18 protein-coding genes are annotated in these 13,404 nt (G+C 64.2%); 13 read left to right on the forward strand and 5 right to left on the reverse strand.

Annotated features, from left to right (window positions below):
• Window positions 1-7: 7 nt before the first annotated feature.
• The 7 genes from SAB01S_RS03080 (at window position 8) to SAB01S_RS03110 (ending at window position 3,824) form a co-directional block, all read left to right on the forward strand.
• Window positions 8-298 (forward strand): YciI family protein, encoded by a 291-nt coding sequence (locus SAB01S_RS03080; RefSeq protein WP_062731653.1) that lies wholly within the window; start codon window positions 8-10, stop codon window positions 296-298.
• A complete protein-coding gene (hisH, locus tag SAB01S_RS03085) occupies window positions 295-909 on the forward strand; it encodes an imidazole glycerol phosphate synthase subunit HisH (protein ID WP_062731654.1) in 615 nt (204 codons plus the stop codon). The genes SAB01S_RS03080 and hisH overlap by 4 nt, the downstream gene beginning before the upstream one ends.
• Before the next feature lie 27 nt (window positions 910-936).
• Window positions 937-1,674, forward strand: a complete 738-nt coding sequence (hisA, locus tag SAB01S_RS03090) for a 1-(5-phosphoribosyl)-5-[(5-phosphoribosylamino)methylideneamino]imidazole-4-carboxamide isomerase (protein WP_021227528.1) — start codon at window positions 937-939, stop codon at window positions 1,672-1,674.
• Window positions 1,671-2,435 carry an imidazole glycerol phosphate synthase subunit HisF gene (gene hisF, locus SAB01S_RS03095; protein WP_062731655.1) on the forward strand — a complete coding sequence of 255 codons (765 nt, stop codon included), beginning with the start codon at window positions 1,671-1,673 and terminating at the stop codon, window positions 2,433-2,435. Before hisA ends, hisF begins: the two co-directional genes overlap by 4 nt.
• 126 nt (window positions 2,436-2,561) lie before the next feature.
• A complete protein-coding gene (locus tag SAB01S_RS03100) occupies window positions 2,562-2,828 on the forward strand; it encodes a PEP-CTERM sorting domain-containing protein (protein WP_062731656.1) in 267 nt (88 codons plus the stop codon).
• 42 nt (window positions 2,829-2,870) lie between these two features.
• Window positions 2,871-3,191 carry a phosphoribosyl-ATP diphosphatase gene (locus SAB01S_RS03105; protein WP_062731774.1) on the forward strand — a complete coding sequence of 107 codons (321 nt, stop codon included), beginning with the start codon at window positions 2,871-2,873 and terminating at the stop codon, window positions 3,189-3,191.
• Window positions 3,192-3,254: 63 nt separating this feature from the next.
• Window positions 3,255-3,824: a hypothetical protein gene (locus SAB01S_RS03110; protein WP_174525603.1), complete on the forward strand. Its 570-nt coding sequence runs from the start codon at window positions 3,255-3,257 to the stop codon at window positions 3,822-3,824.
• 4 nt (window positions 3,825-3,828) lie between these two features.
• Here SAB01S_RS03110 and SAB01S_RS03115 read toward each other — a convergent pair whose 3' ends face one another.
• Window positions 3,829-4,728 carry a histone deacetylase family protein gene (locus SAB01S_RS03115; RefSeq protein WP_062731776.1) on the reverse strand — a complete coding sequence of 300 codons (900 nt, stop codon included), beginning with the start codon at window positions 4,726-4,728 and terminating at the stop codon, window positions 3,829-3,831.
• Window positions 4,729-4,784: 56 nt separating this feature from the next.
• On the opposite strand from SAB01S_RS03115, the gene SAB01S_RS03120 reads away from it, so the two are divergent.
• The 6 genes from SAB01S_RS03120 (at window position 4,785) to SAB01S_RS03145 (ending at window position 10,820) form a co-directional block, all read left to right on the forward strand.
• The gene (locus SAB01S_RS03120; RefSeq protein WP_062731658.1) at window positions 4,785-6,254 is read left to right on the forward strand and encodes a L,D-transpeptidase family protein; all 1,470 of its coding nucleotides are present in this window, start codon (window positions 4,785-4,787) and stop codon (window positions 6,252-6,254) included.
• Window positions 6,255-6,258: 4 nt separating this feature from the next.
• Window positions 6,259-6,573: a hypothetical protein gene (locus SAB01S_RS03125; protein ID WP_062731659.1), complete on the forward strand. Its 315-nt coding sequence runs from the start codon at window positions 6,259-6,261 to the stop codon at window positions 6,571-6,573.
• A 52-nt stretch (window positions 6,574-6,625) separates the two neighbouring features.
• On the forward strand, window positions 6,626-7,288 hold the full coding sequence (locus SAB01S_RS03130) for a murein L,D-transpeptidase catalytic domain-containing protein (RefSeq protein WP_062731660.1): 663 nt from the start codon (window positions 6,626-6,628) through the stop codon (window positions 7,286-7,288).
• A gap of 65 nt (window positions 7,289-7,353) precedes the next feature.
• Window positions 7,354-8,412 carry a DUF3667 domain-containing protein gene (locus SAB01S_RS03135; protein ID WP_062731661.1) on the forward strand — a complete coding sequence of 353 codons (1,059 nt, stop codon included), beginning with the start codon at window positions 7,354-7,356 and terminating at the stop codon, window positions 8,410-8,412.
• Between the two features lie 31 nt (window positions 8,413-8,443).
• Complete coding sequence (locus SAB01S_RS03140) at window positions 8,444-9,361, forward strand: DMT family transporter (RefSeq protein ID WP_062731662.1); 918 nt, start codon at window positions 8,444-8,446, stop codon at window positions 9,359-9,361.
• Window positions 9,362-9,458: 97 nt separating this feature from the next.
• Window positions 9,459-10,820, forward strand: a complete 1,362-nt coding sequence (locus tag SAB01S_RS03145; protein WP_062731777.1) for a methyl-accepting chemotaxis protein — start codon at window positions 9,459-9,461, stop codon at window positions 10,818-10,820.
• A 49-nt stretch (window positions 10,821-10,869) separates the two neighbouring features.
• Here SAB01S_RS03145 and SAB01S_RS03150 read toward each other — a convergent pair whose 3' ends face one another.
• The 4 genes from SAB01S_RS03150 to SAB01S_RS03165 form a co-directional block, all read right to left on the reverse strand.
• Window positions 10,870-11,682 (reverse strand): hypothetical protein, encoded by an 813-nt coding sequence (locus tag SAB01S_RS03150; protein ID WP_062731778.1) that lies wholly within the window; start codon window positions 11,680-11,682, stop codon window positions 10,870-10,872.
• Window positions 11,683-11,788: 106 nt separating this feature from the next.
• Complete coding sequence (locus SAB01S_RS03155) at window positions 11,789-12,484, reverse strand: ATP12 family chaperone protein (RefSeq protein ID WP_062731663.1); 696 nt, start codon at window positions 12,482-12,484, stop codon at window positions 11,789-11,791.
• Complete coding sequence (locus SAB01S_RS03160) at window positions 12,481-12,741, reverse strand: hypothetical protein (RefSeq protein ID WP_062731664.1); 261 nt, start codon at window positions 12,739-12,741, stop codon at window positions 12,481-12,483. The genes SAB01S_RS03155 and SAB01S_RS03160 overlap by 4 nt, the downstream gene beginning before the upstream one ends.
• A complete protein-coding gene (locus SAB01S_RS03165; RefSeq protein WP_062731665.1) occupies window positions 12,738-13,397 on the reverse strand; it encodes an HAD-IA family hydrolase in 660 nt (219 codons plus the stop codon). The genes SAB01S_RS03160 and SAB01S_RS03165 overlap by 4 nt, the downstream gene beginning before the upstream one ends.
• Between the last annotated feature and the right edge of the window lie 7 nt (window positions 13,398-13,404).

Below are 13,404 nucleotides of genomic sequence, written 5' to 3' on the forward strand. Positions count from 1 at the left end.
ATCAGGCATGTTCATCATTTCCCTGACCTATGCCGCAGGGCTTGAAGCGCTTGAGCCCCACCGCCCGGCTCATCGCGCCTGGCTGGACCAAGGGGTCGCGGACGGATGGATGCTGCTGGCCGGCCCCCGCAATCCGCGTGACGGCGGGGTCATCTTGGCGCGTGGCACGCGCACGGAATTGCAGGAAAAAGCCGCGACCGATCCCTTCTTCCAGAATGGGCTCTCAACTTTCGACCTCATGGAATTCAACGCGGTGCGCGCGGCGGCGGGCGTTACGCTGGAATCGTTGCTGGCGTGACCATCGCTCTGATCGACTATGGCGCGGGCAACCTTCATTCGGTGCATAATGCCCTGCGCAAGGCTGGGGCGGAGAATGTCGTCATCACGGCCGACGCCGATGCGGTAGCGCGGGCCGACCGTATCGTGCTGCCGGGCGTCGGCGCTTTTCGAGCCTGTCGCGACGCGCTGATCGCGATTCCCGGCATGGTCGAAGCGATGGGCGAGGCGGTGAACGCGCGTGGTATTCCCTTTCTGGGCGTGTGCGTCGGCATGCAGTTGCTTGCCGATGCAGGCGAGGAATTTGGCCGTCATGAAGGCCTTGGCTGGATTCCCGGCACAGTGCAGCGGATCGAACCCGCCGATGCAACGGCCAAGGTGCCGCATATGGGCTGGAACGACGTGACGCTGACGGGCGCGCCGGGCCTGCTCCAGCCTGGGGAAGCCTATTTCCTGCACAGCTATCATTTCGATGCGGCCGATCCGGCCCATGTCGCCGCCGTGACCGACCATGGCGGCCCATTGGTCGCAGCAGTCGCCCGCGACACGATCATCGGTTGTCAGTTTCACCCGGAAAAAAGCCAGGCCTATGGCTTGTCCTTCCTGTCCCGCTTTCTCGACTGGCGGCCCTGACAGCTGCCGCGCGCAAAGGTTTCGCTCATGTCCCTGATCGTCTTTCCCGCCATCGACCTTAAAGGCGGCCAGGTCGTCCGCTTGGCCGAAGGGGACATGGATCGCGCCACCATTTATGGTGACAATCCCGCCGCGCAGGCGCTCCTGTTCGCGCAGGCGGGCGCGCAGCATCTTCATGTGGTGGATCTGGACGGCAGCTTCGCTGGCGAGGCGGTCAATGCCGCAGCGGTGGAGGCGATCATTGACGCCTTTCCCGGCCATGTTCAGTTGGGCGGCGGCATCCGCAATCGCGCGGCAGTGGAGCGCTGGTTCGATCTTGGCGTATCGCGCATCGTGATCGGCACCGCCGCGCTCAAGGATCCAGTCTTCGTCAAGGCGGCCGCCCGCGACTTTCCCGGCGGCATCGTTGTCGCGGTGGACGCGCGCGACGGGTTCGTCGCGACCGACGGCTGGGCGGAAAAGAGCGACATGCCGGTGGTCGACTTGGCCCGCCGGTTCGAGGATGCCGGTGTCGCCAGCCTGCTCTTCACCGATGTGGGACGCGACGGCCTGCTCAAGGGATGCAATATCGACGCCACCGTCGATCTCGCGCGCGCAACCGACATTCCGGTGATCGCAAGCGGCGGCGTGGCGGGGATCGCCGATATCCGGATACTCAGTCTTCATGCGGATGAGGGGATTGAGGGCGTCATCACCGGCCGGGCGCTCTATGATGGGCGCCTGGATCTGAAGACCGCCATGGCGGTCGCGCAGGCGGCGGCATGACCGTCCGCACCCGCGTCATTCCCTGCCTCGACGTCGCCAATGGCCGCGTGGTCAAGGGCGTCAATTTCGTCGACCTCAAGGATGCCGGCGACCCGGTGGAGCAGGCGCGCCTCTATGACGCGGCCGGCGCGGACGAACTTTGCTTCCTCGACATCACCGCCACGCATGAGGCGCGCGGCACGATATTGGACGTGGTACGGCGCACGGCGGAGGTGTGCTTCATGCCCGTGACGGTCGGGGGCGGCGTGCGCAGCGCGGATGACGCACGCGCGCTGCTGCTGGCGGGTGCCGACAAGGTCGCGGTCAACAGCGCGGCGGTCGTCCGCCCCGAACTGGTGGCGGATATCGCCGACCGTTTCGGTAGCCAGTGCATCGTCGGCTCCGTCGACGCGCGCAAAGTGGGGGAGGGGCGCTGGGAAATCTTCACCCATGGCGGCCGCAAGCCCACGGGCATCGACGCGTTGGAGCATGCGCTGCGCCTTGCGGAGCTGGGTGCGGGCGAATTGCTCGTGACGTCGATGGACGGAGACGGGACCCGGCAGGGCTATGACCTCGCCCTCACCCGCACCATTGCCGACGCGGTATCCGTGCCGGTAATTGCGAGCGGCGGGGTGGGCACGCTCGATCACCTGGTCGATGGCGTGATACAGGGGCATGCCAGCGCGGTTCTGGCCGCATCCATTTTTCATTTCGGTCAGCATAGCGTGGGCGATGCGCATCGCGCCCTGGCGGCCGCTGGGGTGCCGGTCCGCGCCGCCTGATTAACCGTCGGATCAAAATGGCACATTTGCGCCGTCATTATTGTGGTTAATCCGTTGGAAAGGTGCCTGCACGTCCCGTATTTCCTGGCCTCGACCAATTCCGTTCATTGGTAGCAGGGGTGTGACATGACATACGGGAAAACGCTTTTGATGGTCGGTGTTGCCGGTTTGATGGGCGCTGCTGTGCCCGCACCGGCGCAGGCGACTTGGGGATGCTGGTTCGGCAAGTGCGGCGGTTCGTCATCGTCGGGTGGTGGTTCGTCCACCGGCGGTTCGTCGGGCGGCACGCCGACGCCGGTGCCTGAACCCGAGCAGATGGCGCTGTTCGCGATGGGTGCGGCCGTGCTGTGTGGCCGCGCGGTCGTGGCGCACCGCAAGAACCGCCGGAAGTAAAATTCATTTGACGGGTCGCGCGCACGGCGCTTGATGCGCGCCATGCGCGCGACTCTTCATCAGCTGGAACAGACCATCCTCCAACGACGTACGGCCGATCCGACGGCGTCCTATGTCGCCAAGCTGACCGCCAGGGGCCGTGCGAAGATCGCGCAGAAGGTGGGCGAGGAAGCGGTGGAAACTGTGATCGCCGCAATGGCCGACGATCGCGCTGGAGCGGTGAGCGAAAGCGCAGACCTGCTTTTCCATCTTCTGGTTCTGCTCGCCGATCTCGAGATTGCGCTGGACACCGTCCTTGACGAATTGGATCGTCGTGAAGGCGTGTCGGGAATCGCGGAAAAGGCGTCCCGGCCTTCCGGCTGAACGGATAAAATCGCTCCATCCGGCGTTTAGCCGGCGAAGTCATCGCAGGGATGGGGGACTATCATGGTTCGTTCGGTTATCGGGGGGCTGCTCGGCGGCCTCGCCATGTATATCATTGGCTTTATCTTTTGGGGCACGCCGCTCAGCGCACTGGCCTTCAGCCGCGCGGGCGATCAGGAAAGCGCCAATCTTCAGGCCGCGCTCGCCCAGGGGCTGAATGCGACCGGCACCGGCGTCTATGTCATCCCCGATCCGGCCACCGCACAGGGCACGATCCTCTACGGCCGTGGCCCTATTGCCCAGGTTTTCTATAATAGCAGCGGTTTTCCGGTAACGGACAGCGCGTCGCTGATCGGCGGGCTGATCCTGGCACTGGCGGTCGGCATCCTGATCGCGCTCGCATTGCGCTTTGCCCTGACGGATTTCGGCAGCCGTATGCGCGTCACCATCCTGTTTTCGATCGCCGCCGTGCTCTGGCTGCATATCGGGCAGCCGGTCTTCAACCATGCGCCTTGGGGCTATTTCCTGTATCTGGCCTTCAGCGATTTCATCGCGCTGGCCGCAGCCGGCCTGATCGCTGCCAAGATCATGGAGACAAGGGCGGTGCCCGGAGCGTCGACGACGCACCATTGATCGGTCACGCGGCCGCCTCCTGCGCCATGCGGATCATGCAGGCCGCATGGCGATGCGCGATCGCCATGCGGTCCGCCCCATATCCGCCGCCCATGGTGCTGGCTACCGGAATGGCACGCTGACGGGCGTGGCGCAGGACGTATCTGTCGCGGGCGTCGAGTCCGGTGTCGGTAAGGTTCAACCGTCCCAATCTGTCATCGCCATGCGGGTCGACGCCGGCCTGATACAGGATCAGATCGGGTGCGAAGTTATCTAATATTCGTGGCAGGCTGCCAGCCAGCACGGCCATATAGCCGTCGTCATCGACACCGTCCTCCAGTCCGATATCCAGGCTGGATCGCGCCTTTCGCAGCGGGAAATTGCGTTCGGCATGAATGGACATTGTAAAGATATCGGCTCGGCCCGCCATCAACGCGGCCGTGCCGTCACCCTGATGCACGTCAAGGTCCAGGATCAGGATATGATCGGCGTCCCCTTCCGCGATCAACCGGTTGGCTGCGATCGCCAAGTCGTTGAACACGCAATAGCCGGCGCCAGTGTCATACAGGGCATGATGGCTGCCGCCCGCCGCATTGGCGGCATAGCCATGGACTTTCGCCAGGCGCGCCGCAGCCCAGGTGCCACCGGGCGACAGCAGTGACCGCGTCGCCACGCGATCGGTGATGGGAAATCCGATTCGGCGGGCCTTATCCGGCGGGACAGTCAGGCTTGTCACCTCTTCCACATAATCGGGGTCGTGCACGGCTTCGATCCATGCGCGGGGCATCGGTTCTGGCGTATGAACGGTCATCGTCGCGCCGCTTTGCGCCAGCGCATCCATCACCAGGCCATATTTGTCGAAACGATAGGCGCTGCCGGGTGTTGCCGGGGAGACATAGGCCGGGTGGTGAACAACGTGCAGCATGATCTTTTCCACTATCGCGATTTGAACCTAGAAAGCTTTGCGCTATCTGGTCCAGCATGAACCGTCCCTCCATGACCCGATTTTCTTTCGCCGCAATGGTCGGCTTTGCCGCTTCATCGCTCGTCGCCCTGCCTGCCCTGGCGCAGACGCCGCCTCCCGCGGTTGCGCCGACCCTGCCGGGATCGGGCATGGTGCAGCCCATTCCCGCGCTGCGTCCGCCTGTTCCCATTCCGTCCCTGTCCGCCGCGCAAGAGGCATGGGCCAATGACTGGCTCAAGACCGGCGCTGCCCAGGGGCTGATGGCCCGGCAGAAGCGCAGCGGCCCGCTGCGTGGCCAGGCGCTTGTCGACGCGATGCTCGACCGCGCCCGCGCGCTCAGCACCGGACGCGTCGACACGGCCGATTTCCTCGATATCTGGGCGCTGCGTCCGGAAAAGTTCGACCCGCGCCCCGGCCTTGCCAAGGCGGTGGCGGAGGACAGCCTGGACCAATGGGCCAGCCGGCTGACACCGCCCTGGGCGGGCTATGAGACGTTGCGCAAGGGGCTGGAGCGCTACGAGGCGATCCGGGATCAGGGCGGCTGGCAGACCCTGTCCGCCTCTTCGTCGCCGGACGCCATTCGCAAGCGCATCGCCCTGGAAGACCCCAGCGTGTCGCCGGACGAAAAGCTGACCGACATCATTCAGCGGGCGCAACGCCGCTACGGCCTTAATCCCACCGGCAATCTGGACGCCCGGACGCTCGCCGCGCTCAACGTCGGGGTCGATGACCGCATCGCCGCGATCATGGCCAATATGGAACGGTGGCGCTGGATGCCGCGCAGCCTGCCCGTCAATCGGGTGCAGGTGAACATAGCCGCCGCCGTGCTGACGCTGTTCGAAGGGGACCAGCCGGTCACGTCGATGCGCGCCGTCACAGGCAGCCCCGATAACCAGACGCCGATGCTGTCCTCCAGCATCCATTCGATCGTCGTCAACCCGCCGTGGAACGTGCCGATGTCGATCGCCCGGCGCGAACTCTTCCCCAAGGGACGCGCCACGCTGATCCGCCAGGGGTACAAGATCGTCAAGACGCCCGAAGGGGGCGAGCGCATCGTGCAGCCGGCCGGTCCCAACAGCGCGCTGGGCCGATTGAAGTTCGACTTCAACAACCCCTTCGCCGTCTACCTGCACGACACGCCGTCGCGGGGCAAATTTTCCAGCTATGACCGGCTGGCGAGCCATGGCTGCATCCGCTTGGAAAAACCGGTGGCCTTGGCCGAGCAGATGGTTGCTGCCTCCCCGGACCTCAACGGCCAGATCCAGAACCTGATTGACGAAGGAAAGACGCAGCGCGTGTCCCTGCCGCAGGATGTCGCCGTCTATCTCCTTTACTGGACGGCCTTTGCCAATGGCGACGGCGTCGTGTCGTTCCGTAATGATCCCTATGGCTGGGACAAGTTGCTGGCGCAGAAGATCGAGGCGTCGAGCAGCCGCGCCGATCCGACCGCCGCACCGGCCCCCGCCTCCATCGCATCGAAGGATTGAACCCATGCGCAAAATTGCCCTGATCGCGCTGTCCGGCGCCCTTGCCCTGGCCGCGTGCGGCAAGAAGGAAGAAGACGCGCCTGCGCCGGTCAATAATCTGGTCGAGCCGCCGGTTGAAAATGTCATCGTCGCCGAACCGGACGCGCCGATGCCGGAGCCGCAAAACCAGGTTGAGGCGCCGCCGGTCGCGCCGCCGCCTGCGATCTCGCAGGAGCAGCAGATCCTGGATGATGCGGAGGCGACAGGCATGACGTCACGCCTGCCGCGCGACGATGAGTCGGTTCAGCCCGCCGATGAAGCGAGCAATATGGGCGGCTGACCTCTCGCGCTCCGGGGTTCAACCGGAGCGCGCGCTTTGCTATAACGCGGGCATGGATCGCCGCAATTTTACGAAGTTCGCTTTGAGCGGACTCGCTTTTTCGTTTTTGTCGGACAGCATGGGTCGTGCCGCGCCGCCGGTCATGCCGCAACCCGCCGCGCCGCCTCCCGTTCCCGCAGCACCGACGCGGCCGTTGCCGCGCTATGCCGCGCTACTGGACCGCGCGCGCGCCGCGCTGGACCAGCATGGCGCCGCCTTCCCCCTTCGTGACCGCGTTGGCATCGTCGATTTCGACGCGCCGTCAAAGGATATGCGGATGCATATCGTCGACTTGGTGAGCGGACAGGCCAACAGCTATCTCGTGTCGCATGGGCGCGGATCGGACCCCGGCCATTCTGGTTGGCTGCATAGCTTTTCCAACGAATTCAATTCCTTGGCGAGCTGCCAGGGCGCTTTCCGCACGGAGGCGGAATATGTGGGGCAGCATGGACGTTCGATGCGCCTGGCCGGGCTTGATCCGCAGAACAATAACGCAGAAGCGCGCGCAATCGTCATTCATGGCGCCGATTATGTGACGGAAGATCACGTCGCGACCTGGGGCAAATGCGGCCGGAGCGAAGGCTGCTTCGCCGTTGCGCCGCATCTGGTGCCGCAGGTGCTGGGGCTGCTGGGGCAGGGCCGGCTCCTCTATTCGGGCAAGCTCGGCACGGCTTGATTGGGCAGGAGCGCGCTTCTATTCGCTGTCTGGCATTGCTGATACACCGCTGATAGTCTGCGCGCATGAACGGGGGAATCGAAGTAGCGGGTGACGCGGTCACCGGAGCGATGCTGGCGCGGACTGTCGAGCCGGCTCATGGTGAGGCGCATCAGTCCGGCCATGGCGCCTGCCTCAATTGTGGCGCGGCCCTCGACGGCCCTTATTGTGCGCAATGCGGCCAAGCGGCGCACACGCATCGCAGCTTTGCTGCAATCGGCCATGATCTGGCGCATGGCGTGCTGCATCTGGAAGGCAAGATATTCACGACCTTGCCCGAACTGGCGCTGCGGCCGGGCAAGCTGACGCGCCGCTACGTCCATGGGGAGCGGGCGAAATTCGTGTCGCCCTTTGCCCTGTTCCTGTTCAGCGCCTTCCTGATGTATGCGGTCTTTTCACTGACCAGTCATCATGGACCGGAAGGCCAGAGCAATGGCGTCCAGATGAATGCCGCTGCTCGCGCCGAACTGGCGCAGGAACAGGCAAAGGCGGACGCCCGGATACGAAAGCTGGAAGCTGACCTCGCCCAGCCTGGCTTGACCCGCGACCGGCGGGAGGCATTGGCCGAAGCGCTTGACGATGCGCGCGATGACCGGAAAGGGCTGACGCTCGCGGGCAATATCACCAACGCCCTGACCGTCGATGGCGTTAATGGCGGCGTTGCCAGGACGGTGGGAAAAACCATCAATGCGGCCGCCAAAAATCCGGAGTTGGCCTATTACAAGCTCAAGGCCAACGCCTATAAATTCTCCTGGGCGCTGATCCTCATCTCCCTGCCGTTCATGTGGCTGCTCTTTCCCTTCAGCCGCCGCTTCAAGATGTATGATCACGCCATTTACGTGACCTATTCCATCGCGTTCATGTCGCTGCTTTTCTCCCTGTCGATGATAATGACAGCGTTGCATGTCACCAGCGGCCTCGTCACGATCGCTTTGTTGCTGTTCGCGGCCTGGCATATGTATCGTCAGTTCAAGGATGCTTATTCCCTGTCGCGGACCAGCACGATTTTGCGCCTGCCGCTGCTGTACGGCTTTGCCTGCCTATCACTGTCGCTCTTCTTCACCTTCGTGGCGATGATGGGATGACGGCGCACGCGTCCCCGCTATAGGACGCGGCATGGTCACTTCTCCCATATGGCTGCCAGCCACCTTGGCCGCCGGCGCGCTTCAGGCCTGGCGCACGGCGGTCCAGCGCCGGGTGAGCGACACCTTGTCCCTGAACGGCGCGGGGCTCGTCCGCTATCTTTACGGCATTCCCTTCACCATCGCGCTGCTGGCGCTCTATTGCGTCCTTTTTCCGCACCCTTGGCCGCGCATGGATGCGAACGTCCCGTTCTTCTGCGCCGCCGGCGGTCTGGCGCAGATCGTCGCGACAAATTTGTTGATCAGCGCATTTCGCTATCGCAACTTCGTCGTAGGCACGGCCTATTCCAAGACGGAGGCGGTGCAGGGCGCCGTCCTGTCTTTTCTGCTGTTGGGCGAAAGGTTACCGCCGCTCGCCTGGATCGGCATCGGTTTCGGCGTTGCGGGCGTGATGTTGCTATCGACTGGCGGCCGCAAGATGGGGTTGATGAATTTCCTGCGCGCCCTGCGCCAGCCTGCAGCGGTCACGGGCATCGCCTCGGGCTTCTTCTTCGCGCTGACGGCGATCGGCATTCGTCGCGCGACGCAGGGCGTGGACACCGATACACCGTTCTTCGCCGCCCTGATCATATTCGCGATGACCGTGCCGATGCAGACGGTCATGCAGGGCGGCTGGCTCTTGTGGCGGGAGCCTGCCGAAATGCGCCGGGTTTTCGGCAGTTGGCGGGTATCCGGCCAGGTTGGTTTCCTGTCGGCCTTGGGGTCGGCCTGCTGGTTCACCGGCTTTGCCACTGCGCCGGTCGCGGTCGTCCGGATCGTGGGGCAGGTGGAGGTGGCATTCACCATGGCGTTCGGACATTTCTACCTGCGCGAAACCTTGCGCCGCAGCGAAGTGGCGGGCCTTGTCTTGGTGGCGACCGGCGTCGTCCTCGCTCTGGCGGGCGCACTCTAGCAGGTAGCCTGGTGCCGCTAACAGATAATTTACTATGCGGCGATAAGCCTGCACAGTGATGAGGGACACGCATTCCGACAATGTCGCGCGCGCGGTGATGAAGGTCGCCAAATTATCTGGCGACCTGGGCATTCGCACGCTTGATCTTCAAGCCGATATAGGCGAACTCGCCACGCGCGTGACGCAGCAGGCGCAGACGATCGAAACCATCAGTTCGGCCGCCGCCCAATTGTCTCAAGATGGCGAACGCGTATCGCTGGCGGGTCAGGATGCCCGCGAAAAGGCCGTGGCCGCCCGCGCGATCATTGACGATTCGGGGCGTCAGCTGTCGGCCGCCAACATGAATTTCGTCGATCTGATCGAGCAGGTCAGTCGCATCCACGCGCGGCTCGATGGCTTTGGCGAGGCGCTCAAGACCGTCGCCCATGTCACCAGCGTCATCAGCGGTATTGCCAGCCAGACCAACTTGCTGGCGCTCAACGCGACCATTGAAGCCGCGCGCGCGGGTGACGCCGGTCGCGGGTTCGCCGTGGTCGCGGCCGAGGTCAAGAAACTGGCGCAGGAAACCGGGGCGGCGACACAGACGATCGAACGATCGATTGCGGCGCTGACGGGTGAAGCGGACGGCATGCTGGACAGCATTTCGCGTGGCGCGCAGACCGCCCGCACGGCCCAGTCCGACACGCGCAATATAGAGGCGCTTGTGGAGCGGCTCGCCGCGCTCATGCTCGACCTGTCGAACAATAGCGAAACCGTGGCGCAACGCATTGGGTCCATGGTGGGATCGGCGGGAGAAATTCGCGTCGGCCTATCCGCCCTAGCCAGCACGTCGAGCGACAATGCCGGGGGTTTGCAGCGTCTGTCAGGCCGCATCACCAGCGCCAGCGAAGACACAAATCTCCTGCTGCAATATCTCGCTGAGAGCGGCGTCGATATTCCGGATTCGCCCTATATACGCTTCAGCCTGGAATCTGCGCAGGCTGTGTCCCAAGCGGTCGAAAAGGCTATCGCCAAGGGGGATATCAGCGAGGCCGAAGTGTTCAGCGAAAATTATGCGCTGATTACAGGCACGGACCCTGAACAATATACCCACCCCGTACAATCGGTGATGATCCCGGCGGCCCGCGCGCGTCAGGAAATGGCCAGAGGCTATGCCGGTCTGTTCGGGATGACCTTTACCGATCGTAACGCCTTTGGCGCGGTCGCCATGCCCGAACGCGCGCATCCGCAGCGTCCGGGACAACCCGTCTGGAATGCGGAGCATTCACGCCAGGGTCTGATCTTCGATTTTCCCGATACGCGCGAGCAATGCCGAACGACGCAGCCCTTCTGCATCAAGGCCTATCGTCGTCCGACCGCAGACGGCGAGGTGGTCCTGCTGAAACAGGTCATCGCCTCTATCCATATTTGCGGCCGGCACTGGGGTGTGTTGCAGATGGCCTATCAGGACCAAGGATAAGCCGACCTGCCGGGACCAGGCGCTCTCCGCGCCCGGCCCCGGCAATCGCTTAGCCGGATTTCGCGCCGGTCATGATCTCGATGGAGGGGCGATTGGTCGCATCGATCGTACCATCCGCCATCATCGCCTTGCCCATGTTGAGCGCTTCGTCGCGCAGGCCTTCTTCCGTCGTCGTCTGGCTCGCACCGATCAGCGCCGACAGGAGGATATTCTTGCTGACCGCATCGGCCGGCTGAGCTGCCGCGGATTTGCGCGCCAGCGTCAGCGCTTCCTGATAATAGGGATCAGCGCCATCAGTGTCCTGCACGGCGAGCTTCTGATTGCCCATCTGGATCAGCATGCCGGCCAGAATATTGCGGCTCGCCGTATCTTCGGGCTTGGCCTCCACGACCTTGCGCCAATAGGGCAGGGCCTCATCATAGAGGGAGATCACCTTGTCCATCTGGCCCATCGCACCATAGGCCGCCGCATCGGCATAGAGCGCATTGGCCAGGAAGTTCACATTGTCGATCTTGCTGGGATCGGCCTCGACCGCAGTGCGGATGGCGGGGATCGCCGCATCATATTTGGCTACCGCACCGGCATTGTCGCCAGCCTGCTGGGCGCTCTGGCCGGCGGTGAAGTCAGTCACCGCCTGGTTGAAGGCGGCGATTTCGTCGGGAGTCATCTCGCGCGCCGTCGCTGCCGGCGTAGCCGTCGTCGCATCGGTGGCGGGGGTTGCCGTAGTATCAGCCGGCGTCGTCGCGTCGGTGGGCTGCGCAGGGGCAGCCGGAGCGGCCGGCGTCTGCTGCGCCATCGCGGGCGCAGCCAGCGCCAGCGGTGCTGCGAACATCAGATAGGCGAATTTGGCATATCGGGCCAATGTCAGGGTCTCCTTGAACTGGTTGCATCGAAAGGATCGATCCAGCGCGATTTCCGCGCGTCTCAACTCCTTCAATGAACGAAGCAATAGCCCGGTTCCGAGTCCCTCAAACTCGGCTCATCGTGCAAAACGCTCCGGCTGTGGAAAACTCGCTCGCGCGACGCAGGTTCCGCGCGGCCGCTTCGGAATCTTCACCCCATTGCTCGCTCTGCCACTGTTCGTCGACCTGCACCGCCCGCCATAGCGCGTCGGGATCATGCCCACCCTCGACAATCGCCAGCCCGCAGATCAGCGACCCGCTTAGCGTCACCAATGTCGACAATCCTGCGAGCATGAAAGGATCATGGGCTCGTACCGCCGCCTCCAGGCGGGCGAGGCTGTCTTCGGGTTGCGACACCGGGATGACACCCTGGGTCACGATCAGAGGCGCATCATAGCGGTTTGCCGCCCAGTCCAGCAGTGGGTCCCATGCCGCCGCTTGCCGCGCCACCAGCGCGTCGGGGCCATCCGCGCGATAGCAGAGCAGGTCGCTTTGCGCGTAACGGGCGATGCCGGCCGCGAACTCCTCCGGATTGGGCGCGATATGATCAATGGCTGCGTTCGACAGGCCGGTGAAGATCATCGCCGCCGGGTCGATCTCGTCCCCCTGCGCCCGCCATTCGGCTGCAACGGCCTCCGCCAGATCCCGGGTGGGAAGCGCCAGCGGCGCGCGCGCGGGCGTGCGGACGGCCCGGCCATCCAGTTCGATGGCCAAACCATCCCGTCCCTCGACGATGGTCACGTCCTTGTAAAAGCGCTTCATTGCGGCGGCCTTTTGCGAAAAAGCGCCAGCAGCAGGCGCGGCACAACGACGAACTGGAACAGGCCGGTCAGCACCATGATGGTCCCGAAGGCTTTTGCCTTGCCACCCTGCACCCAGGAAAATCGCTGCATGATCGCCAGGAAGCCGAACATGACGATGAACGCCCCGGACAGGCGAAACAGGCCGATGGCGAAATGGCGCTGGCGCGCAACCTTTTCCGGATCGGGGGAGGGCGGGGGAAGGGGGCTATCGTTCATGGCGCGCCGATATGGCGGCGCAGGTCGGCGCTGTCCATGGCGACGCCATGCGCGCCGGCCCCTGTCAGGTCCTGCGGCGGATGATAGCCCCATGCGACGCCGATCGCGCGCGCGCCGGCCGCCAGCCCCATGTCGATGTCGAAGCTCGTGTCGCCGATCATCACGGTTGTCTCAGGCGCCGCGCCCGCTTCCGCCATCGCCGTCAGCAGCATCGAGGGATGGGGCTTGGACGGGTGACGGTCGGCGGTCTGGAGCGTCACGAACCGGTCGATGATGCCATGATGCGTGAGGCAGAGATGGAGGCCGCGATCGGACTTGCCTGTCGCCACGCCCAACAGCCAACCCGCCGCGTCCAGTTCCGCGATCAGGTCGGCCATGCCGGGATAGAGCGGTTCCGATACGGCATTGTCCTGACGCAGCGACCGGAACGCCTGTTTGTAATGCTCGGCCAGATGGTCATGGAAGTCGCTTTCCGCGTCCGGCAGCAGATGCGCCATCGCGACTGGCAGTGATAGCCCCACCACCGCCAGGATCGCCAGCCGTTCGGGCGGGGCAAGCTGCACCGCCTCGAACGCGCGGGTCATGGCGGCGCAGATATTATGCTGGCTGTCGACCAGCGTCCCGTCGCAATCGAACACGGCCAGGCGATTGGTCATGCGCGGC

It is taken from the genome of Sphingobium abikonense NBRC 16140 (genome assembly GCF_001598335.1).
In the GTDB taxonomy this organism is placed as follows: domain Bacteria; phylum Pseudomonadota; class Alphaproteobacteria; order Sphingomonadales; family Sphingomonadaceae; genus Sphingobium; species Sphingobium abikonense.